This window comes from Rhodococcus sp. FH8 (genome assembly GCF_019266085.1).
GTDB classification, from domain to species: domain Bacteria; phylum Actinomycetota; class Actinomycetes; order Mycobacteriales; family Mycobacteriaceae; genus Rhodococcus_F; species Rhodococcus_F qingshengii.
Genome location: NZ_LPNQ01000065.1, coordinates 300,241 through 320,735 on the forward strand (window position 1 = coordinate 300,241; position 20,495 = coordinate 320,735).

A 20,495-nucleotide genomic window follows, 5' to 3' on the forward strand; every position below is an offset into this window, starting at 1 on the left:
CGGGGAGTCCGTCAGAAATTGCTGCGCGGACGCACCGCATTCGCCCGGTCCACGAGGGCGTAGCGGTGCGTGCGGGAGGTCGTGGCGCGAGCGAGGGCGCGAAGGCAGGCTTCGGCTCCGGTGCGCAGACCTTGCTCGGTGAAGGGCAGGTCGAGGATGGGTTCGAGTTCGGTGTGCGAGCGATTGCCGTAGCGAATCCAATCGAGTGCCGTGCCCAACACCAGGGTTCGCATCTGCAGGCTTCGGCTCTCTTCAGCAGGTAGCGCCCGAACACGACGGGCGGCTTCCCGCAGAGTCGATTCGTCGAGTTCGGCGATCGGAACGCCGGACAGCATCGTCAGAGCGCTGGACATCCGTGCGACGTTGTAGTGCCGGGAAGACGTGGGTACTTCGTCGAGGGCGGCGATGGCTGCCTTCTTGTTGCCGTGATCGGCGAGTTGTCGGGCGAGCCCGAATGCTGCGCTCACGTAGTTCCGTTCGGTCCGCCAGACGGTGCGGTAGTACTTCTCGGAGAAGCGGCACCATTGGTCCGGGTCGTCGCTCTCCCAGTGCTGGAGAATCAGTTCTGCCGTCGCTGCCAACGCCAGCTTGGGGGCAGCCTCGCCGGGCAGTGCGGTGAGAACTGCCTCGAAGTGACTGAAAGCGGGCTCGAATCGGTCCAGTTGTAACGCCGCAAGTCCTCGATACCACTCGATCTTCCAGTGGTCCCCGATGTTCTGCTGGAGTTCGCCCAGAACTGTCAGTGCGGTTTCCGGATCACCGAGATCGAGATGAGCCTTGGCCTCGGCCAGTCGAACTTCGCCCGAGACGGCGGCCGCGGGTGTGCCCGACGTTCGGTCGATTCCGTTCTCGCGGGCATGCTTGAGAGCATCGAGAGTCTGAGACGGTTCGCTGTGCACCGCCGCTGCCAGCAACGGCGCGCTGGGATCGGTGGGGTCGACCAACGGAATGGGAAGTGCGTGCGCAACTTCGCGCGGATCGAGAGCGGCGTCGTGGCTGATACCGTCGACGTACACATCGGTTTGCCCGACCAATTCATCGGTGCCGAAAGACGTTCGCTGCCTGCTGAACACGAGCGAGAGTCCGGGATTCTCCTGCCCGGTCTGCTCGGCGAGGATTTCTCGCAGAACGCCGGTGAGTTGTCCCGCGATTTCCTCGGCGGACTGGAATCGCTTCTTCGGATCCGGGTCGGTAGCGCGTAGCAGGAGACGGTGAAAGAACTCGTGGTCGCGCAGTAGTGGCTCGTCCTCGGGTTCGGGAAGGCCGTCGAGGTACCGTCCGTGCTTCGAAGGCATGTCGAGGGTGAGAACCGCGAGTGTTCTTCCGACGGTGAAGATGTCGGAGGCGATGGTCGGACCGGTCTCGATGATCTCGGGTGCTTGATAGCCGGCGGTACCGTACAGGTACCCGTAGTCTTCGATTCCGGACACGGCGCCGAGATCGATCAGCTTCAACTGATCCTCGGTGACCATCACGTTCTCGGGTTTGAGGTCGTTGTAGGCCAGGCCGGTGGAATGCAGATAGCTCAGCGCCGGAAGGATTTCCAGTACATAGCCGATTGCCTGCTCGATCGGCATGTGCTTGCCGTCCGGGAATTCGGCCAGCACCTCGCGCAATGATCGCCCACCCACGTACTCCATGACGATGTACCCCATGGGTGTGCCGTCCGGGCGCGGATGCTCGACGAAGTTGAAGATCTTGACGATGCTGGGGTTGGCGACCTCGGCGAGGAACTGACGCTCGGCCACCGCAACGGCTTGCGCTTCGGAATCACCGAAATGCAAGAGCCCCTTGAGAACTACCCACCTGTCGCTGACATTGCGATCGATCGCGAGGTAGATCCATCCCAGGCCGCCGTGCGCGATGGGCCCTTGAACCTCGTACTGACCGGACACCAATTCGCCCTCTTCGAGGAGTGGACGGAAGTCGAAAGTGGAACCGCACTTGGGGCAGGTGCCGTGCTGAGTTGCCTTGGTGCTTGCGCTCTTACGACCGACTGGTTCGTTGCATTTCCAACAGAACCGTTTCCGCTCGGGGACGGTCGGGTCACTCATCACCGCAGATGCGGGGTCGATCTGCGGGACGGGGGGAACCTCGACCAGGCCGCCGCCGAGACGTAGCTTTCGCCCCGACCGGCTGCGGCGGGATCGAGTGGAGCGGCCGGTCGGGGAGGAGGATGCGGAGGGCGTGGTACCCCGTATCTGCGCTGAAGTCGGCTCGAGACGCTCGTAGGCGCCGGTGGCTTCGGGCTCGGGCCGCTCGTAGGCGCCGGTGGCTTCGGGTTCGGGACGCATGGAAGCCTGCGTGGCGTCGGGCTCGGGGCCGGTTTCTTCGGTCATGTCAGCCTCAATCCCGGTAGACGGCCGGCGGGGGACCGGGCGAAGGACCGAGGACGCTGAGCCAGCGGTCGTAGATACGGTTCCAGGTCCCGTCGCTCCGGATCCGATCCAGTGTTCCGTTGACGAATCGGACCAAGTCGGGGTTGTCCTTGTTCACTCCGATTCCGTACGGTTCGACGCCTAGTGAGCCACCGACCATCATCAGATACGGGTCTTGCGAGGCGAGGCCCGCGAGGATCGTGTCGTCGGTGCTGATCGCGTCCACCTGCCCCTGCTGGAGGACGACGAGGCAGTCGGACCACATCGGGACGGTGACGACGGTGGCTTCGGGTTGGAGTTGCTGGATTCGAGTCGCCGAGGTCGTTCCCCGGGCAGCGCAGACCCGCTTGCCTGCGAGGTCGTCGATGCCGCGGACGGATGACCCCTGCAAGACCTGAATTCGTTGTTCAGCGGAGAAGTACTGCGTCGAGAAGTCGACCTTCTCGCGCCGCTCGCACGTGATGGTCATGGTCTTGACGACCACGTCGACCATCGATTCCTGGAGTGCGGCGATCCGATCGTCCGACGTCAGGATTCGGTACTCGATCTTCTCCGGGTCACCGAGCAGATCTCGGGCGATTTCGCGGGCGATGTCCACGTCGAAACCCTCGAGGCGCCCGGTGGCCGGATCGCGAAAGCTCATGAGGTTGGAACCGGTGTCCAGGCCCACGATCAGCCGCCCGCGGGCGCGGATGGCGTCGAGGCTCGGCGTGGGTGGCTGCGGAGATGCGTCTGCGGGGGTGGGCCGCAGGCTCGCGGTGAGGTTGGTGCACGACGCGGTAGTCGTCGGTGTCGGGCTGGGAGCGATGGTGGCCTCGGCCGGCAGCGGCGGTTCCGTGTACGACGTGGCGCCTGCGTTGTCCAAGTCTTCGGCTCGATTCGCACCGCAACCGGCGAGCACCAGCATGGCCGCTGCCAGAACCGCGACACATACGGCCGGGCTCTTCCTCCGCATCACCGGTACTCCCGTCACTGATACTCCCGCAGTCGAGGCCAGAATCCGATGAAGATTCCGGCAACTCCGAGAACTGCCAATACAGACATGCCCGGTGCAGAGGCAGCCAACACCCGGGAGGCGTACGAGACGTCGGACCGAAGATTCGTGCGCGAATCCACGATTCCCTGCCAGAGTTCGTGATCGAGCTTTCCGTACTCCGCGGCCGAATCCTGTTCTCCGGCGCCGATGGTGATGGCTGCGGCGGACGTGAAGTCGCCGTTTCCGAGACGGTCGTACATGCGCGTGTGCGCAGCCACCCACTGCTGGCGCGAGTCGAGTGCGGCGGTCAGCACTTCGCTGTTCACTCGGGCGCGTTCGTCGCTTTGCAGGCCCTCGAGGATGTCCCGCAGAGCATCGACCTTGCGGGTGAACGTCACGTTGTCCTCGGCGGTCGAATCCCGCCTCGCCAGCGTGAGGGTTTCCACGGTGCGTGCTTGCTGCGCCATGATTCGTGCCTCGGTCAGTTCGTGCAGTGGCTCGGCCCCGGCGTCGAGCGCGCGCCCGGTGGCCAGCGCGGAGACCAGTCCGACCGTGAGCAGCCACAGCAGAGCTGCAGCGACCGCGAGCGAGGCAAGGATCAACCCGAGATTGAAGCGTCGGCGACTCTTGCGGGAGAAGTACATCTGTGTCGCCACCAGCGCGCACAGCACGAAGACGAACGCCACGATCGGCCACCACGGTGGAGTCTCGAAATCGCGCTGTACTTGGGAGACCAGCGTCTCCTGCGAGGCGTGCAGTTGCTGGGCCATCGGCAGCAGCGAGGTCTGCATCAACTGCGAGGCCTCGCTCAAATATGCTGCCCCGACCGGGTTTCCGACGCGATTGTTCGCCCGTGCAGTTTCGACCAGCCCGGTGTAGACCGAGAGGTCGGTCGAGATGGTGGTCAACGCGCTGTGACCGGCAAGATCGGTCGAGTCGAGACCGGCCGACGCCTGGACGATCTCCGCAGAGGCCTCACCGATCGACTGCGTGTATCGGTCGCGGACTTCGGCGGGTTCGAGGCCGCCGGAGATGAAGGCGGTGGCCGCGGCGGCGTCTGCCAAGGACAACGCACTGTAGAGATTCTGGGCCGAGTTGGCGAGAGGCTCGGTTTCGACGAGGAGGAGGTCGAGGTTCGCCTGGCGGTTCTCGATCGCTGCGGTGGCGAGGAGTCCGGCGATCAAAGTGATCGCGATCAGGATCAGTCCGACGACGGTCAACCGGCCAGGCGTCGAGGACATGAAGGCCTGCAGTTCGCGCCGCAGAAGTGCCTGCTCGTCCTCCGCCGACACTGATGTGGCCTCGGAGTGCGGCAGCGACCGGGGTTCGATGGACGGGACGACACGGTCGACCATCGAGCACCTCACTTCGCTGTAGGCGGGCTACCGAGAAATGATGCCGCCGAGAAATGATTCAGGGCATCTTCGCGAGCATATAAGCATCACCTACACCTGGAGCAGATTGAAACGGTTAGTGTGGGACAACGGCGAGAGCAGGCGGAGCGAGGTAGTCGATGCGTGGTGACGGTGACGGTTGGTCCATCGGATCGGACGGTACTCGGCATTGGGGTAAACACGGAGCCGCAGGACTGCTTCTGCGTGCCCCCGATTCGGACGGATCACCCATGGTCTTGCTGCAGCATCGTGCGGCGTGGAGCCATCAGGGCGGAACGTGGGCACTGCCCGGCGGAGCGCGGGACTCACACGAGAGCACGACGCACGCTGCCGTCCGGGAAGCACACGAAGAAGCAGGTATCGCCGAGGACGCCGTCCGTGTCCGCGGGGAAGTAGTGACGATGCGCGCCGAGAGCGGGTGGACTTACACCACCGTCGTGGCTGACGCGGCGCATCCACTGTCGACGGTTGCCAATGGTGAGAGCACCGAGTTGCGGTGGGTACGCGAAGCCGACGTCGACTCACTGCCGCTGCATCCGGGCTTCGGTTCCTCATGGCCCGACCTCCGGACCGAGCCTGTTGTGGCCGTGGACGGCGATCCGCACACCGTCGTGCTCGAGGACGGCGGATTCGGATGGTTGTCGGGTAGTTCCCGCCACGGCAGTGACCAGGCAGGCAGCGACCAGGCACGCAGCGACCAGGCACGCAGCGACCAGGCAGGCAGCGACCAGAACCTGTCCGAGGCGAGCAGTACCCAGTCGTAGCAGTCGAGTCTTCACAGTTCATACACAGCAGAAGGGCCGGACTCCGCGGGAGTCCGGCCCTTCGGTGTTTCGGTCGTCGACCGAAACGAGGCTCAGCTGAGCGAGTTCAGCGCCGTGATGAAGCTGACCGCGGTGATACCGAGCTTGAGCAGCTCGCTGATCTTGCCGAGGTTCAGGTCTTCGAGCGATTCGGTGCTGAGCGAGCCGGTGTCGAGGGATCCCATTTAGTGCTCCTAGGTTCAGTTAGTAACTGGAGGTAAACTACAACAAACCGAATGGGATGTGACACGCAATCGAAGCAACTGTGAGCAAGATCACTTAATCCGACTTTTCGGACATCCAATCGCACCTAGGAACTGGGAGTTTGTTGTCTGATCGGACAACTTCCGTTCACAATTCGAGTCAGGCGTGCTGACCCGTAACTGTGCGGAAATCGCCCGGCAAACACTTGACGAACGCCAGTTACCGGCTTTCAGCGCCCAGCGACGGCTGCGGCGAGGCGTTGCGCGGCCGCCTGGGGATCCGATGCTTGCGTGATTGCACGCACGACGACGATGCGCGTGGCGCCGGCATCGAGCAGCTCTGGCAGACGTTCTTCGTCGATGCCGCCGATCGCGAACCAGGGCCGCGGCGGTGCGGCGTCGGCGGTCGATCGAACCAGTTCCAAACCGGACGCACTTCGATTCGGTTTGGTCGGTGTCGCCCAGACCGGCCCGGTACAGAAGTAGTCGACGCCCTCTTCGATGGCGGCCAGACTCGCCTGCGCGCGACTGCTCGTCGAACGGCCGATGACTACGTCTTCACCGACAACGGTTCGCGCGTAGGGGACGGGAATGTCGTTCTGGCCGAGGTGGAGGATGTCGGCGCCGGAAGCCATCGCGAGATCCGCGCGATCGTTGACGGCCAACAATGCGCCGTGGCGTCGCGCTGCGGTCGCGAGAATGCCCAGCGCCACCAGTTCGTCCTTGGCCTCGAGCGGGCCGAACTCGCGCTCACCGGCAGAGCCTTTGTCACGCAATTGGATGATGTCGACTCCGCCGGACAATGCTGCCTCGGCGAACTGCGCGAGGTCGCCTTTCTCGCGGCGCGCGTCGGTGCACAGGTACAGCCGTGCTGCTGCCAGGCGCTCGCGCCGGTCGATGTCGTTACTGGGATGTGTGGGGTGCACGGAGCAAACGGTAGCCTCTAGGGAGCAAGGTTCGACACGGGAGTCCTGAAACGTCGTCGTCACTTTTTGTCGTGACTGCGAGGTTCGTAGGGCTGAGAGGGGATCGCGACCAGATCCCGACCGTCAGACCTGACCCGGATCATGCCGGCGCAGGAAGTGGAGGTGGAGTTTCGTGAGTACACACGCTCGTACGGTGTCGGTTGTCGGCGGCGGTGTCATCGGTCTCGCTATCGCGTGGCGAGCAGCCCGCGACGGGTGGGCCGTTCGGTTGTACGACCCGTCCATTGGATCAGGTGCTTCGTGGGTGGCGGGCGGAATGCTTGCCCCGCTTTCCGAAGGCTGGCCGGGTGAAGAAACCGCGTTGACAATCGGTGCAGCGTCCCTGGAACGGTGGCCGACGTTCGGTGAGGAGCTCGGAAAATTCGGGCAATCGGTCTTCACCGCGGACAGCTCGCTGACGGTTGCGCTCGACGCTGCCGACGCGCAGGACCTGCAGACCATCGCCGAGTGGGTGAGCTCGCAGGGGCACGAACTCGAAGTTCTCGGTCGCGCGCGCATCCGTGAACTCGAACCGATGCTGGGCCGGGGCATCCGGTCGGGGTTGATGGCTGTTGGTGAGTCCGCCGTCGACAACAGACTTCTGCTGGCGGCGTTGCAGAAGGCCTGTGCGGAATCCGGCGTCGAATTGATCGCGCGGGCCGTCGACGACCTCGCCGAACTCGATACCGATCAGATAGTGCTCACCGCCGGTATCGCGTCACCCAAGCTGTGGCCCGGGCTACCTGTACGCCCGGTCAAGGGCGAAATCCTTCGCTTGCGCAGTAGGCCTGGAGTCACCCCGGCGCCCAGCCGCACCATCCGCGGAAGCGTCCACGGGCGGCCCGCCTACCTCGTCCCGCGCGGTGACGGAATCGTCGTCGGCGCAACACAATACGAGTCTGGTGAGGACACACAGGTCACGATGGCCGGAGTACGGGACCTGATCAACGACGCCGAGGCACTGATGCCGGCGATCGGCGAATACGAACTGTACGAGTGCGCGGCAGGTCTGCGTCCCATGACGCCGGACAACCTGCCGTTGATCGGGCGCGTGTCCGATCGTGTTGTCGTCTCCACCGGGCACGGCCGCAACGGAGTCCTGCTGACGCCCGTCACCGCCGATGCGACGGTCGCGTTGCTGAACGGCACATCTTTGGTCGAGGTAAAAGGAACCGAACCCGAGCGGTTCGCAGTAGCTAAGGAAAATTCATGAGTGAGCAGGTCCCGATCGGGATCACCGTCAACGGCGAAGATCTCGAGTTCGATCGAGCAGTCACGGTGACCGAACTTCTGACGCACCTCGAGTTGCCGAGCAAAGGCATCGCCGTCGCCGTCGACGGTGCGCTCTTTCCTCGCGGGCGTTGGGACGAATCCGTCGGACGTGGTTGGGAAATCGAGATCCTCACGGCGGTGCAGGGTGGCTGAGCAGGACCTTCTCACTATCGCGGGCCGCAGTTTCGGTTCCCGGCTCATCACGGGGACAGGCGGCGCCGCCAACCTTGCGGTCCTCGAGGAAGCGCTTGTCGCCTCCGGTACCGAACTGACCACCGTCGCGATGCGGCGAGTCGACGCGGCCGGCGGCACCGGCGTTCTGGACCTGCTTCGTCGCCTCGGAATCGAACCGTTGCCGAACACCGCCGGGTGTCGGGGCGCCGCCGAAGCGGTCCTGACGGCGCAGTTGGCACGCGAAGCGCTCGAGACGAACTGGGTCAAACTCGAAGTCATCGCCGACGAGCGGACTCTGCTGCCCGACGCAATCGAACTCGTCTCCGCCGCAGAACAATTGGTGGACGACGGATTCACCGTCCTGCCGTACACGACGGACGATCCGGTGCTGGCGCTTCGCCTCGAAGAGGTCGGCTGCGCGGCAGTCATGCCGCTCGGTTCACCCATCGGGACAGGGCTGGGTATCGCGAATCCGCACAATATCGAGATGATCGTCGAGCGCGCCGGCGTGCCCGTCATCCTCGACGCCGGAATCGGAACGGCCAGCGACGCCACCCTTGCCATGGAGTTGGGCTGCGACGCCGTCCTACTTGCGACAGCGGTGACGCGGGCCAAGAATCCCGCGTTGATGGCGTCGGCGATGCGGCACGCAGTGGTAGCAGGTTTCGAAGCGCGTCACGCCGGCCGGATTCCCAAGCGGTTCTGGGCCCAAGCATCGTCCTGACGGACCATTTCCGGGTGTTTTCTCAGGGTTATGCCCAGATTGTCCGGCTTCGTGTCCTACCTGAGTACCACTCGGAACTAGACCTGTGGCCGATGTGCTGGTCATTGCCGGTAGGGCAAAGTTCTCCTCATGATTGAACTGAGGGGATTGACCAAGGTTTACGGACCGACGAAAGCGGTGGACGATTTGTCGTTCACGGTCAAGCCGGGCATCGTGACGGGCTTCCTGGGCCCGAACGGTGCAGGTAAGTCGACGACGATGCGGATGATCCTGGGTCTGGATCAGCCGACGTCGGGTGCGGCGTTGATCGAGGGCAAGCCGTACCGCGAGCTCAAGACGCCGTTGCGGACGGTGGGTGCGTTGTTGGATGCGAAGTGGGTGCACCCCAATCGCAGTGCGCGTGCACATCTGCAGTGGATGGCTGCTTCGAACGGGATCCCGAAGTCCCGCGTGGACGAGGTGCTCGGGTTGGTCGGGTTGTCCGAGGTGGCGGGCAAGAAGGCCGGCGGGTTCTCGCTCGGTATGTCGCAGCGTCTGGGGTTGGCGGGTGCGTTGTTGGGGGATCCGAAGGTGTTGTTGTTCGACGAGCCGGTCAACGGTCTCGATCCGGAGGGCATCGTCTGGATTCGTAAGTTCATGCAGCGGTTGGCGGCCGAGGGCCGCACGGTGCTGGTGTCGAGTCACCTCCTGTCGGAGATGGCGCTCACGGCGGAGCAGTTGGTGGTGATCGGTCGGGGTCGGTTGATTTCGGATTCGACGGTCGCGGAGTTCGTGGATCGTTCGTCGGAGTCGACGGTGCGCGTGCGCAGCCCACAGCTCGATGCGTTGCGCAGTGTGTTGCTCTCGCAGGGGCTGACGGTGCGTGAAGACGGTTCCGGCGTTGCCCCGGCATTGGTGGTCGTGGATTCGACCACCGATGTGATCGGTGGTTTAGCTGGTTCGCAGGGAATCGTGTTGTACGAGTTGGCTTCTCAGCAGGGGTCGCTCGAGGATGCGTTCATGAAGTTGACCGGGGACGATGTCCAGTACCACGCATCCGGTATCGATCCGGGTGTCGGTGCACACCACGCAAATACACAGCAGGCAAACACGCAGCAGGCTATGGGAGGTGCACTGTAATGGCTGTTCTCAGTGCTGAACGTATCAAGATCACCACGACCAAGTCGCCGCTGTGGTGCTCGGTCATCATCGTCGTGCTCGCGCTCGGCTTCGCGGCCATCATGGGCGCGGTTGCCAAGTCGGCTCTGACGTCCTCCGACGTCCAGGGAGCACCGGACCTCGACACCGCCGTTGCCACGGCCGGCATCTCGGGTTTCGGAATCATGGTTCTCATGATCATGGCGGCCCTCGCGGTCACCAGTGAGTACCGCTTCGGGACCATCCGCACCACCTTCCAGGCCGTTCCGAACCGTGCCTCGGTTCTGATCGCCAAAGCCGGCCTCATCGGTGCTTTCGGTGCTGTACTGACATTTGTTCTCGCCTTCGGCGCGTACGCCATGGCCAAGGCCATCGCCGGTACCGAGGCGAGTGCCGGATTGACCCTGTCGAGCGGCAGTGACTGGCGCGCGATCTACGGCATCCCGATCTACGCCTTCCTGTGCGTGATTCTCGCTGTCGGCGTCGGATCGATCATTCGCCAGTCGGCCGGCGCAATTGCGTTGCTCCTGCTCTGGCCGCTGCTCATCGAGAGCCTGTTCGGACTGTTCGGCAGCTTCGGCGAGAAGATCACCCCGTTCCTGCCGTTCGCGAATGCAAACCACTTCCTCAGTGCGAGCAGCGGTGGCGTCGACTTCCACTGGGGACCCTGGGGCAGCCTGATCTACTTCGCGGCCTTCGTTCTGGTGATTTTCGGAGCAAGTATCGTCATCGTGAATCGTCGCGACGCCTGATCTTGTCGCTCCCTCGGTAGGTGTTGTCGGGAGACCTACCGAGAACCAGGAGTGACAGCAGAGTAGGGACCCAGTACGAAAAACCATTCGTACTGGGTCCCTTTCCTGTGCTTCGGCCGATATCCTCCGAAGATGAGACTCTTCGGTGTGGTTGTGGTCGCAATGGCTGGAGCACTCGTGGTGAGTGGATGCTCGTCGGGAAGTGAAGCGGCCGTCCCGACAGACCCGGTTGCATTCTCCGAGACCGTCACGGTCGACGCCGTGACCGGGCATCTGGAGCAACTCGAGAAGATCGCCGCCAACAACGAGGGCAATCGATCGGCCGGTACCCCCGGCTACGACGCCAGTGTCGACTACGTGGCAAACCTGCTCGAAGACAAGGGTTTCGAGGTCAGCACCCCGGAATTCGACTTCAGCTCCTTCGATCCCGGCACCGAATCCCTGAAAGCCGCTGACGGCTCCGATGTTCCGGTGCGGGCGCTGACATATTCCACCTCCACGGGACCGACCGGAATCACGGCGCGTCTGGTGGCGATTCCCGCCGACGAGACCCCCGGTTGCGAGGCCACCGACTACGACGGCCGCGACGTGAACGGTGCAATCGTGCTGGTCACCCGCGGAGTGTGCCCGTTCGGCGACAAGCAGAAGATCGCCGCTGATCGCGGCGCGGCGGCGTTGCTGGTTGCCAACAACGAGGACGCAATGCTGGGCGGGGCTACCTTGGGTGAACCCGAAGACGCCCGCATTCCGACCGGCGGGGTGAGTAAGGCGTCGGGCGAGGCTCTTGCCGCAGCGCCCGGAGACCTCACGCTGATTCTCGACACGTCGACGGAAACGACGAAGTCGCGCAACGTGATTGCGCAGACCAAGACCGGCGCGACCGACAACGTGGTTGTCGTGGGCGCCCACCTGGACAGTGTGCCGGAAGGTCCCGGAATCAACGACAACGGAAGCGGTACCGCAGCCGTACTGGAAACCGCGCTGCAGATGGGAAGCTCACCGAGCATCGAAAATGCCGTGCGTTTCGCTTTCTGGGGAGCGGAAGAAGTGGGATTGGTCGGCTCCACCCGCTACGTCGAGGGTCTGAGCGATCAGGAACGGGCCGACATCGCCCTGTACCTGAATTTCGACATGCTCGGTTCGCCCAACGCCGGATACCTGGCTTACGACGGCGACAACTCGGATGCCGTCGGGGAGGGGCCCGGGCCCGAGGGGTCGGCGGGCATCGAGCGCACCTTCGTCGATTTTCTCGCCGGGCGAGGGATTGCGGCGGACGGAACGGACTTCGACGGGCGCTCCGACTACGGCCCGTTCATCGAGATCGGGATCCCGGCGGGTGGCGTGTTCAGCGGCGCGGACGAGCGCAAGACGCCGGCACAGGCCGAGAAGTGGGGCGGAGAAGCGGAGGAGACCTTCGACCCGAACTACCACAGTGCCCAGGACAACCTCGCGAACATCGATCGCGAAGCGCTCGCTGCCAACGCTTCTGCAGTAGCCTTCGGAGTTGCGACGTATGCCCAGGATTTGAGCGGGCCGAACGGAGTTCCCGTCGGCGATGCCCGGACACAGGCCAGAACCGAATGATCGACTGACCGAATGATCGACTGACCGAATGATCGACTGTGCGAGCGACCAGGAGGCCACTGTGCGAGAACGGCGGCAGCACACTGTCTGTAACTCTGAGTTACGCTTGAGTTATGGCTGATCTGTCCCCGGAGAACACCGACACGGCAGGTGCTTCTTCCTCCTCGGTTCGAGGCGTCGTCGACGTCGTCTTGAACTCTGCGGCAGAACTTAACCGTCGGCAGCAGCTCATCGACGCGCTACGACGCCTCAGGCGGGCACTACCCGGTGATCCAGGGTTTGGGGATCCGCTCTCGCTCGCCGGCCCCGGCGGTGCGCGCGCCGTCGCGCGCGTCGCTGACAGATTGCTCGATCAGAAGCCGGCAGCCACTCGCGAAGTGAGCCTCGGAGCACTGCAGGTGTGGCAGGCAGCGCTGGAAAAGATGGGCCGCGGACGTGGCGATCAAGAACTGACCATCGTCTTCACCGATCTGGTGGGCTTCTCCACCTGGTCGCTCGCAGCCGGTGACGGCGCGACGCTGACCCTTCTGCGTGCGGTGGCGCAGGCCGTGGAAACTCCGATCACCGACAACGGCGGACACGTCGTCAAACGGATGGGCGACGGTCTGATGGCAGTGTTCATTCGCCCGGATGCGGCTTTGAAGGCGGTGTTCACCGCGCAGGACGCGCTCGCGGAAGTCGATCTCGACGGATACACCCCGCGCATGCGCGTCGGCCTACACACGGGTACCCCGCGTCAGATCGGTGACGACTGGCTCGGCGTCGACGTGACCATCGCCGCCCGGATGATGGGCTTGGGCGGCGACGGAAACGTCATGATGTCGGCGACCACTCTCGAGGAACTCGAAGCCGGCACCCTGGAGGATCTCGATCTCACGATCCGGCCATGGCGACGAGGGTTTTTCGCCACGACGCCCAACGGGGTTCCCGTCGACCTGGGAATCTGGCGCGTACGCCGGAACTAGCGCCCTGGACCTCGAGCGCTAGACCTGGAGCCGCCAGAGCGGGGACACCGGACCGTGTCCCGCGCCGAGGTCGTACGACGCCTCGAGGCACTTGGTCACCCACTCCTTGCCGAACGCCACCGCGTCCGGAACGGAATAGCCGTGTGCGAGAGCGCAAGTGATCGCAGCAGCCAGCGTGTCTCCGCCGCCGTGATCGTTGCCGGTGTCGATCCGGGCACTGCTGAATTCGAGGAAACGGTCGCCGTCGAACAACAGGTCGGTGGACAACTCCGAAGTACGAAGGTGGCCACCCTTGACGATGGACCATTGAGCGCCGAGCGCATGCAGCGCTTCTGCCGCTTGGCGGGCGCTCTTGTCGTCGACGACCTCGATACCGGTGATCAACCGAACCTCGTCGAGGTTCGGAGTGACCACCGTGGCTGCCGGAATCAAGGTGTTGCGGACCGCGTCGAGAGCTTCTTCGTGCAACAGCGGATCGCCGTGCATCGACGCGCACACCGGGTCGACCACGAGCGGAATCCGACGGTCGCGGCCGATCCCAACCTCGGCGGCAACCGTGGCCACCGCTTCGATGATGGTCGTCGACGCGAGCATTCCCGTCTTCGCCGCACCGACGCCGATGTCCGAGACCACGACGCGCACCTGGTCGGCGACGATCTCCGGCGGAATCTCGTGGAATCCGCTGACTCCCACCGAATTCTGGACCGTCACTGCGGCGACGGCCACGCAGGCGTGAACTCCGCACATCGCCATCGTGCGGGAATCGGCTTGAATGCCGGCTCCGCCACCGGAGTCGGTTCCGGCGATGGTCAATGCCCGAATCGGGGTCTGTCCGGCGGGGGTCAGGGGCAGCAGCTTCACGACGACGAGCCTACCGATCGGACCTGGGGAAACGGCAGCTCGGTCCCACCTCTCGCGGGAACGACGGCGCGAACTGCGATTGCGATCCGGTCGTTCCCGGTGCAAAAATTGGTCGAACCCGGGACAGCGTCGTCGGTAGCTGATTCTATGAGTGGCATGGATCACAGTTATGGAGAGCGTGCGAACGCAGCTGTCGCCGATCGCGCAGGTGCACATCGTGCCGTGGAGGTCGCCGCAATGAACGACATCGAAAATTCGAAAACCGGAACCTCACCGGAAGTCACGCTCGTGGACAATCCGTCGCACGAACGATTCGAACTGCTCTCCGACGACGAGTTGGTCGGCATCCTCGGATACCGCGACGAAGACGAGATTTCGGGGAGCGGAGCCGAAGCGGGCGACGTGGTTGCGTACATGCATACCGTCGTCAAAGAGGAGTACGGCGGGCAGGGACTGGCAGCCGTACTCGTGCAGTTCGCAATGGACTGCGCCCGTGAACGTGAATGGTCGGTACGGCCCGTGTGTACCTATGTTCAGCGGTACCTCGGCGAGCACCCCGAGTATCTGGAACTGCTCGTCGAGGACTAGAAGCCCGAGGGTGCAAACAGACGATCAGGCTCCGAGATTCACGATCACCCGAGATTCACGATCACCGGAGCGTGATCGCTGGCGCCCTTGCCTTTTCGCTCGTTTCGATCGATCTCGGCCGCCTCGACGCGTGCTGCGAATGCCGGTGAGCCGAGGATGAAGTCGATTCGCATGCCCTGCTTCTTCGGGAAGCGAAGCTGCGTGTAATCCCAGTACGTGTACACGCCGGGACCGGGTGTGTACGGGCGAACTACGTCCGCGAACCCGGACTCGGTGAAGGCGGTGAACGCAGCTCGTTCCGGCTCCGACGTGTGGGTCTTGCCCTCGAAGAAAGCGGGATCCCACACGTCGTCGTCCGTGGGAGCGACGTTCCAGTCGCCGACCAGGGCGATCTGCGCGTCGGGATCCTGCTTGAGCCAGCCCTCCGCGTCGTCGCGCAGCTTGGCCAGCCAATCCAGCTTGTAGGCGTAATGCGGGTCTTCCAGCTCACGGCCGTTGGGGACGTACAGGCTCCACACCCGCACACCGCCACAGGTGGCACCGATCGCACGTGCCTCGCGGACCGGGTCTGCCTCGGGATCCTTGTCGAACCCGGGCTGATCCTCGAATCCGATCTGCACGTCGTCCAAGCCGACGCGGGAAGCGATGGCGACACCGTTCCACTGGCTCAACCCGACGTGGGCGACCTCGTAGCCGATTTCCTTGAAGCGTTCGTACGGAAACTGCTCGTCCTTGCACTTGGTTTCCTGCATTGCCAGGACGTCGACGTCGGATCGACCGAGCCAGTCGATGATCCTGTCGGTACGGGCACGGACGGAGTTGACGTTCCAGGTAGCGATGCGCACGAGGGCAAGCCTAGCGTCAGCCGCCGACAGGATCGGTGGCGTATCGGTAGCGGTGGTGTTCGACGAATCCGAGCTGCTCGTAGAGCGCGATCGCCGCGAAGTTGTCCGCCGAAACCTGGAGGTACGCGTGCGTCGCACCGTTCTCACGACCCCAGGAGAGTAGATCTCCGCAGATCAGCGACCCGATTCCGTGACGACGGTGTTCAGGGGCGACGTGAATGCCGGTCAGTCCTACCCAGCGTTTGTGGTCGGGTGCCTCGGTGAGCGCAGCGCGCCCGATGGCAAGCGTCGTGTCGGTGTTTCCGATCGCGCCGAAAGTTGCAGTGCCCACGACAGCCGTGAGGACCGCCTCGACGTACGCCGGATCGCCGTGGGTGTCGTACATCGACAGCCAGTTGTGGTCGGGGCGGTCGGCGAACGAGGTGACCGGAGGACCGAGCGGCAGCGTGACATTGCCCAGATCGGCGGCCATCACGATGGTTTCCTTCTCGCTGCTCCACCCGTCCGGAGCGGTGCCGAGTCGATCGGGGAGGAGCAGCAGGGTCGGCAGTCCGCGGTCACCGAACCACTGGCGTATCCGCTCGATGGTGCTCGCGTCGAAGCCGGCAACCGCCCCCGCACCACCGAGCGGCAAAGCCGAATTGGCGCGACCGGTGACACCGTGACCGGCGCGCAGCAACCAACCGTCGATCCACGCCCGCTCGACCCCCGGCCACGCCGCCGCAGCAGCCGTTTCGAGGTTTCGAATCTCGCCGATGCGAATCGGGCGGGCCGAGAGACTCTTGAGCGCGATCACCTGATCGGCGGAGACCTGGACCAGCCGACCGTCGCCGGCGCGAACGGCGATGGGATCGGCGCCCTCGAGGATGCCGATGACGTCGGTCATGGGATGCGAATAGCCGGGTGGGAGCTTGTATCGCAAAACCACCCGGCTACCGATCGAAATGTTGCCGTTCAGAGCAGAATTCTCAGTCTTCGTAATCGTCGTCGTCGTGACCGAACGGATCGTCGACGGTCCCCGGCGTCCAGGTCAGACCGGGCTTGCCCCAACCGGAACGCTTGATGATCTTCTTGGCAGCGCGCGCGTTGCGGCCGATCAGTACGTCCGTGTAGAGGAAACCGTCGAGATGCCCGGTCTCGTGCTGGAGCATCCGTGCGAAGAATCCGGTGCCCTCGACCTCGATCGGGTTGCCGTCGGCGTCGGTGCCGGTGACCTTCGCCCAATCGGCGCGACCCGTCGGGAACTGCTCGCCGGGAACGGACAGGCAACCCTCGAAGTCTTCGTCCGGGTCGGGCATCGTCTGGGGGATTTCGGACGTCTCGAGTACCGGGTTCACGACGACGCCGCGTCGACGCTCGCTGCTGCGGTCGTCACCGGGGCAGTCGTAGACGAAGACTCGCAGTGGAACACCGACCTGATTGGCCGCCAGACCGACGCCGTTGGCAGCGTCCATCGTCTCGTACATGTCTGCGATCAGTTCGGCGATCTCGGCCGGGGACTGAGTGACCGGCTCTGTCGCCTTGTGCAGTACCGGGTCGCCGACGATTCGGATGGGGAGGATAGCCATGCGGACAAGGATAGTGCGGCGCGCCCGCGTAGTTATCACGGCCCGCACACTCGATCATGGTTCAATGGTTGCTGAAGAACAGCGATGTAATTCGTTGCTCGGTCGGAACGTGGGCCGCGGGGGAAATTGTGAGTTACCTTCGGGCCAGGGGACCGGGAAACTCACGGCCGCGAGAATTCGGTCGGAAAAAGAACACCGGGCATACGAGTCTCGCTGACGCCGAGCACAGCAGTCGAGGAGTGACATGGACGGCGCAACCGCGCGTAGTCGGAACCAGTCCGAAGGCACTGGCGCCGACGATTCGGTAGTAGATACAGCAGGCATGCACGAGGTCGGCGAAGACGGCCTCACCCGCCGGGAGCACGACATCCTCTCTTTCGAGCGTCAGTGGTGGAAGTACGCCGGTGCGAAGGAAGAAGCCATCAAGGAGTTGTTCGACATGTCGGCAACCCGCTACTACCAGGTTCTCAACGCCTTGGTCGATCGCCCCGAATCCTTGGCGGCTGATCCCATGCTGGTCAAGCGCCTGCGTCGTCTGCGTGCCAGCCGTCAGAAGGCCAGGGCCGCGCGTCGCCTCGGCTTCGAGGTCACCTGAATCACGCGTACATATGATCGGGCTGTCCACGCACTGGCGATAAGGTCGACATCGTGAGTACCCCGAAAGAGCAGCCGTCCGGACCTCCGCTTCGCGCAATCGCCATGGTGTTGATCGCGTTGGCGATCGTGTTCATCGGTCTCGGAGCAGCCTCACTGGGTGGATCGAGCGACGGTGGATCGGGCGACGAGAACACCGCAGCAGAGCAGACCGAATCCTCGGCGTCTGCCACGACGAGCGCCCCCGCGCCGGCCACCACCAAGCCGGCAGCGACGACACAACCCGCTTCGGGCGATACCACCACCACGTCGCGACCCTCGGGAACTGCGACGACCACGACTTCCAGCTCCGCGAGCGGCACCGACACGTCGAATGTCAGCGTTCGAGTTCTCAACAACAGCACCGTCTCCGGTCTGGCAGCAGGCACCGCCGAGGAATTGACGGCAGCAGGTTGGAACGTCGAGGAGACGGGTAACTACAGCGAGGGCACCGTCAGTACGACGACGGTGTATTACGGATCGTCCGCGGCGGAGAAGGCAGCGGCGCAGAAGATCGCGGCTGAACTCGGAGTCTCCGCAGAGCCTCGATTCGCCGGCATCGCGAACGCGTCACCTGGCGTGATCGTGATCGTGACCTCCAACTGACCGGTCGTGAAGGTGGAACTGACCCGTCGGTTCCAGCTACTACACGCGCCGTTATGATCAGAAGCACTTTCTCGCCACCTCAAAGGAGCGGTTCGATGGCCCCCAGCAGCACCCGGCGTATGTCCTGGCGCGTCGTTGCCCCTGTAGTCGCGATTGCCGCTTTCGGCTTGACCGCTTGCAGTAACAGCGAAGAGCCCAGCAGCGTCCCCGGCACGACTCCTCCGGTGTGGACCGGTGCAGCCGATCCCAGCGCGCACGAAAGCGCGGGCGGCCACGGTTCCGAGACGGCTCACGCCGGCGCTTCTGCCGAAACGGTCACCGCAACGCTGAACGGCACCGACGGCGCCAAGGTCGGAACGGTCACGTTCGCGCAGGAAGGTAGCGACGTCAAGGTCACCCTCGACGCCAAGGGCCTCACCCCCGGCTTCCACGGATTCCACGTCCACCAGGTCGCCAAGTGCGAGACCAATTCCGTTGCCCCCAGCGGCGGAGAGCCGGGTAACTTCCTCTCGGCAGGCGGACACTTCCAGGCCGAGGGTCACACGGGCCACCCGGCGAGCGGCGACCTCACTTCGGTTCAGGTCCTCGAAGACGGCACCGCCACACTGGTCACCACGACCGATGCATTCACCGTCGACGAACTGGTCGCAAACGGTGGAACATCCGTCATGATCCACGCCGGAGCGGACAACTTCGGCAACATCCCGACGCGTTACGCGCCGGCACCGGATCAGCAGACCCTCGACACCGGTGACGCCGGCGGACGCGTTGCTTGCGGTGTCATCACCAAGAGCTGACAAACTCACCTGAGTTTTGCATCACTTCCGGCGACTACCACGCAGTAGCCAGCACGGTGTTTTTACCGACACTGTGATTGGATTCTCTGCGTGGTAGTTCCATTTCCAGGTTCGCCGCGCCCGACGCTGGGCGTGGAGTGGGAGATCGCGCTGGTCGATCGCAAGACCAGAGATCTCTCCAACACAGCAGCCGAGGTGTTTTCGGCGGTCGAAGAGCTTGCCGGCTCCGAAACCCCGCACATCACCAAGGAACTACTGCGAAATACCGTCGAACTCGTCACGGGTATTCATTCGACGGTCGGCGAGGCGATGAGTGATCTCGACAGGTCACTGGATCTGCTTCGCCGCGCTGCGAATCCGCTCGGCGTCGACCTCATCAGCGCGGGCACGCACCCGTTCGCGCAATGGTCGACGCAGCTGGTCACCCGGACACCCGACTACGACGAACTCATCGAACGCACGCAGTGGTGGGGTCGGCAGATGCTGATCTGGGGCGTGCACGTTCATGTGGGTGTCTCGTCCGCGGATCGCGTTTTCCCGATCATCAACGCACTGCTGCAGCGCTATCCGCACCTGTTGGCGCTGTCGGCGTCCTCGCCGATGTGGGCCGGTGTGGACACCGGCTATGCGTCCAATCGCGCGTTGATGTTCCAGCAGCTCCCCACCGCGGGCCTTCCGTACCAGTTCGAGAACTGGGCCGAATACGAGTCGTTCATCGACGACCAGATGAAGACCGGTGTGATCACCAAGATCGGTGGCATGCACTGGGACATCCGTCCCGCGCCGAAGTGGGGAACCATCGAGGTCCGGGTGTTCGACGGCGTCTCGACACGCGCTGAACTGGGTGCTCTCGTTGCTCTGGTCCACTGCCTCATCGTCGATCTGGACCGCAGACTGAGTGCCGGTGAGACTCTGCCGAACATGCAGCCGTGGCACGTCAAGGAAAACAAGTGGCGCGCAGCGAGATACGGACTGGACGCCGAGATCATCCTCGACTCCGACGCAAACGAGTGCCTCGTCACTGACGATCTGGATCGCCTACTCGACGACTTGGCGCCGATCGCGGTCTCGCTCGGCTGCGCGGACGAGTTGGCGTCGGTGGCGGACATTCCCCGTCGCGGCGCGTCCTACCAGCGGCAACGTCGTGTAGCGGAAGCGACGGGCGGCGATCTGGTTGCGGTCGTCGACGCCTTGGTCGCAGAGTTGGGCACCTAGCAGGTTCACAGTGCGAAGGACTGTTTCGCGGACTGGAAATCCGGGCATACCAACC

Annotated in this window: 22 protein-coding genes and 1 riboswitch; of the genes, 13 read left to right on the forward strand and 9 right to left on the reverse strand. The window is 63.9% G+C overall.

Annotated elements, in window-relative coordinates; all coding sequences use genetic code 11:
• Positions 1–11: 11 nt before the first annotated feature.
• From ATN38_RS15770 to ATN38_RS15780, 3 genes are read right to left on the reverse strand one after another with little or no spacing between them, the layout of a single operon-like run.
• Positions 12–2,339, reverse strand: a complete 2,328-nt coding sequence (locus ATN38_RS15770; RefSeq protein WP_047269456.1) for a serine/threonine-protein kinase — start codon at positions 2,337–2,339, stop codon at positions 12–14.
• 7 nt (positions 2,340–2,346) lie between these two features.
• Positions 2,347–3,333, reverse strand: a complete 987-nt coding sequence (locus ATN38_RS15775; RefSeq protein WP_218748296.1) for a glutamate ABC transporter substrate-binding protein — start codon at positions 3,331–3,333, stop codon at positions 2,347–2,349.
• 14 nt (positions 3,334–3,347) lie between these two features.
• Positions 3,348–4,709: a hypothetical protein gene (locus ATN38_RS15780; RefSeq protein WP_218748230.1), complete on the reverse strand. Its 1,362-nt coding sequence runs from the start codon at positions 4,707–4,709 to the stop codon at positions 3,348–3,350.
• A 158-nt stretch (positions 4,710–4,867) separates the two neighbouring features.
• On the opposite strand from ATN38_RS15780, the gene ATN38_RS15785 reads away from it, so the two are divergent.
• Positions 4,868–5,512 carry an NUDIX hydrolase gene (locus tag ATN38_RS15785; RefSeq protein WP_218748232.1) on the forward strand — a complete coding sequence of 215 codons (645 nt, stop codon included), beginning with the start codon at positions 4,868–4,870 and terminating at the stop codon, positions 5,510–5,512.
• Between the two features lie 92 nt (positions 5,513–5,604).
• On the opposite strand, the gene ATN38_RS32815 is transcribed toward ATN38_RS15785, so the two are convergent.
• Both ATN38_RS32815 and thiE read right to left on the reverse strand, forming a co-directional pair.
• Entirely contained in the window at positions 5,605–5,736 is a 132-nt protein-coding gene (locus ATN38_RS32815) for a hypothetical protein (protein ID WP_003944354.1), read from the reverse strand.
• 248 nt (positions 5,737–5,984) lie between these two features.
• On the reverse strand, positions 5,985–6,680 hold the full coding sequence (thiE, locus tag ATN38_RS15790; protein WP_003944422.1) for a thiamine phosphate synthase: 696 nt from the start codon (positions 6,678–6,680) through the stop codon (positions 5,985–5,987).
• Positions 6,681–6,706: 26 nt separating this feature from the next.
• Positions 6,707–6,853: riboswitch (TPP riboswitch) on the forward strand.
• On the opposite strand from thiE, the gene thiO reads away from it, so the two are divergent.
• From thiO to ATN38_RS15825, 7 genes are all read left to right on the forward strand, one after another.
• Positions 6,853–7,932: a glycine oxidase ThiO gene (gene thiO / locus ATN38_RS15795; protein WP_003944311.1), complete on the forward strand. Its 1,080-nt coding sequence runs from the start codon at positions 6,853–6,855 to the stop codon at positions 7,930–7,932. (Overlaps the previous riboswitch by 1 nt.)
• Complete coding sequence (gene thiS, locus ATN38_RS15800) at positions 7,929–8,144, forward strand: sulfur carrier protein ThiS (protein WP_003944402.1); 216 nt, start codon at positions 7,929–7,931, stop codon at positions 8,142–8,144. The genes thiO and thiS overlap by 4 nt, the downstream gene beginning before the upstream one ends.
• Positions 8,137–8,889 (forward strand): thiazole synthase, encoded by a 753-nt coding sequence (locus ATN38_RS15805; protein ID WP_007726857.1) that lies wholly within the window; start codon positions 8,137–8,139, stop codon positions 8,887–8,889. The genes thiS and ATN38_RS15805 overlap by 8 nt, the downstream gene beginning before the upstream one ends.
• A gap of 129 nt (positions 8,890–9,018) precedes the next feature.
• Positions 9,019–10,008, forward strand: a complete 990-nt coding sequence (locus ATN38_RS15810; RefSeq protein ID WP_058038516.1) for an ABC transporter ATP-binding protein — start codon at positions 9,019–9,021, stop codon at positions 10,006–10,008.
• The gene (locus ATN38_RS15815) at positions 10,008–10,778 is read left to right on the forward strand and encodes an ABC transporter permease (RefSeq protein WP_047268852.1); all 771 of its coding nucleotides are present in this window, start codon (positions 10,008–10,010) and stop codon (positions 10,776–10,778) included. The genes ATN38_RS15810 and ATN38_RS15815 overlap by 1 nt, the downstream gene beginning before the upstream one ends.
• 132 nt (positions 10,779–10,910) lie before the next feature.
• Positions 10,911–12,362, forward strand: a complete 1,452-nt coding sequence (locus tag ATN38_RS15820; protein WP_187781773.1) for a M20/M25/M40 family metallo-hydrolase — start codon at positions 10,911–10,913, stop codon at positions 12,360–12,362.
• A 113-nt stretch (positions 12,363–12,475) separates the two neighbouring features.
• Entirely contained in the window at positions 12,476–13,327 is an 852-nt protein-coding gene (locus ATN38_RS15825; RefSeq protein WP_007730127.1) for an adenylate/guanylate cyclase domain-containing protein, read from the forward strand.
• Positions 13,328–13,345: 18 nt separating this feature from the next.
• Here the strand turns inward: ATN38_RS15825 and thiD are convergent, their stop codons facing one another.
• The gene (gene thiD, locus ATN38_RS15830; protein WP_218748234.1) at positions 13,346–14,188 is read right to left on the reverse strand and encodes a bifunctional hydroxymethylpyrimidine kinase/phosphomethylpyrimidine kinase; all 843 of its coding nucleotides are present in this window, start codon (positions 14,186–14,188) and stop codon (positions 13,346–13,348) included.
• Positions 14,189–14,344: 156 nt separating this feature from the next.
• Between thiD and ATN38_RS15835 the strand changes: the two genes are divergently transcribed.
• On the forward strand, positions 14,345–14,776 hold the full coding sequence (locus tag ATN38_RS15835) for a GNAT family N-acetyltransferase (RefSeq protein ID WP_007730124.1): 432 nt from the start codon (positions 14,345–14,347) through the stop codon (positions 14,774–14,776).
• 44 nt (positions 14,777–14,820) lie between these two features.
• On the opposite strand, the gene ATN38_RS15840 is transcribed toward ATN38_RS15835, so the two are convergent.
• From ATN38_RS15840 to ATN38_RS15850, 3 genes are read right to left on the reverse strand one after another with little or no spacing between them, the layout of a single operon-like run.
• Positions 14,821–15,621: an exodeoxyribonuclease III gene (locus ATN38_RS15840; protein WP_003945060.1), complete on the reverse strand. Its 801-nt coding sequence runs from the start codon at positions 15,619–15,621 to the stop codon at positions 14,821–14,823.
• Positions 15,622–15,637: 16 nt separating this feature from the next.
• A complete protein-coding gene (locus ATN38_RS15845; protein ID WP_081377470.1) occupies positions 15,638–16,549 on the reverse strand; it encodes an N-acetyltransferase in 912 nt (303 codons plus the stop codon).
• 40 nt (positions 16,550–16,589) lie between these two features.
• The gene (locus tag ATN38_RS15850) at positions 16,590–17,189 is read right to left on the reverse strand and encodes a peptide deformylase (protein WP_003945053.1); all 600 of its coding nucleotides are present in this window, start codon (positions 17,187–17,189) and stop codon (positions 16,590–16,592) included.
• A 244-nt stretch (positions 17,190–17,433) separates the two neighbouring features.
• Between ATN38_RS15850 and ATN38_RS15855 the strand changes: the two genes are divergently transcribed.
• From ATN38_RS15855 to ATN38_RS15870, 4 genes are all read left to right on the forward strand, one after another.
• On the forward strand, positions 17,434–17,784 hold the full coding sequence (locus tag ATN38_RS15855; protein WP_007730120.1) for a DUF3263 domain-containing protein: 351 nt from the start codon (positions 17,434–17,436) through the stop codon (positions 17,782–17,784).
• Between the two features lie 53 nt (positions 17,785–17,837).
• Positions 17,838–18,428, forward strand: a complete 591-nt coding sequence (locus tag ATN38_RS15860) for a LytR C-terminal domain-containing protein (protein ID WP_042926201.1) — start codon at positions 17,838–17,840, stop codon at positions 18,426–18,428.
• Positions 18,429–18,523: 95 nt separating this feature from the next.
• Complete coding sequence (locus ATN38_RS15865) at positions 18,524–19,225, forward strand: superoxide dismutase family protein (protein WP_007730117.1); 702 nt, start codon at positions 18,524–18,526, stop codon at positions 19,223–19,225.
• A 90-nt stretch (positions 19,226–19,315) separates the two neighbouring features.
• Positions 19,316–20,440, forward strand: coding sequence for a glutamate--cysteine ligase (locus tag ATN38_RS15870; protein ID WP_003945034.1), 1,125 nt, complete (start codon positions 19,316–19,318; stop codon positions 20,438–20,440).
• The last annotated feature ends 55 nt before the right edge of the window (positions 20,441–20,495 follow it).

Coding starts and splice junctions, on each gene's coding strand:
- ATN38_RS15810 (WP_058038516.1), top strand. CDS start 9,019: ATGATTGAACTGAGGGGATTGACCAAGGTTTACGGACCGACGAAAGCG.
- ATN38_RS15835 (WP_007730124.1), top strand. CDS start 14,345: ATGGATCACAGTTATGGAGAGCGTGCGAACGCAGCTGTCGCCGATCGC.
- thiS (WP_003944402.1), top strand. CDS start 7,929: ATGAGTGAGCAGGTCCCGATCGGGATCACCGTCAACGGCGAAGATCTC.
- ATN38_RS15770 (WP_047269456.1), bottom strand. CDS start 2,339: ATGACCGAAGAAACCGGCCCCGAGCCCGACGCCACGCAGGCTTCCATG.
- ATN38_RS15865 (WP_007730117.1), top strand. CDS start 18,524: ATGGCCCCCAGCAGCACCCGGCGTATGTCCTGGCGCGTCGTTGCCCCT.
- ATN38_RS15780 (WP_218748230.1), bottom strand. CDS start 4,709: ATGGTCGACCGTGTCGTCCCGTCCATCGAACCCCGGTCGCTGCCGCAC.
- ATN38_RS15850 (WP_003945053.1), bottom strand. CDS start 17,189: ATGGCTATCCTCCCCATCCGAATCGTCGGCGACCCGGTACTGCACAAG.
- ATN38_RS15785 (WP_218748232.1), top strand. CDS start 4,868: ATGCGTGGTGACGGTGACGGTTGGTCCATCGGATCGGACGGTACTCGG.
- ATN38_RS15815 (WP_047268852.1), top strand. CDS start 10,008: ATGGCTGTTCTCAGTGCTGAACGTATCAAGATCACCACGACCAAGTCG.
- ATN38_RS15855 (WP_007730120.1), top strand. CDS start 17,434: ATGGACGGCGCAACCGCGCGTAGTCGGAACCAGTCCGAAGGCACTGGC.
- ATN38_RS15820 (WP_187781773.1), top strand. CDS start 10,911: ATGAGACTCTTCGGTGTGGTTGTGGTCGCAATGGCTGGAGCACTCGTG.
- ATN38_RS32815 (WP_003944354.1), bottom strand. CDS start 5,736: ATGGGATCCCTCGACACCGGCTCGCTCAGCACCGAATCGCTCGAAGAC.
- ATN38_RS15775 (WP_218748296.1), bottom strand. CDS start 3,333: ATGCGGAGGAAGAGCCCGGCCGTATGTGTCGCGGTTCTGGCAGCGGCC.
- ATN38_RS15825 (WP_007730127.1), top strand. CDS start 12,476: ATGGCTGATCTGTCCCCGGAGAACACCGACACGGCAGGTGCTTCTTCC.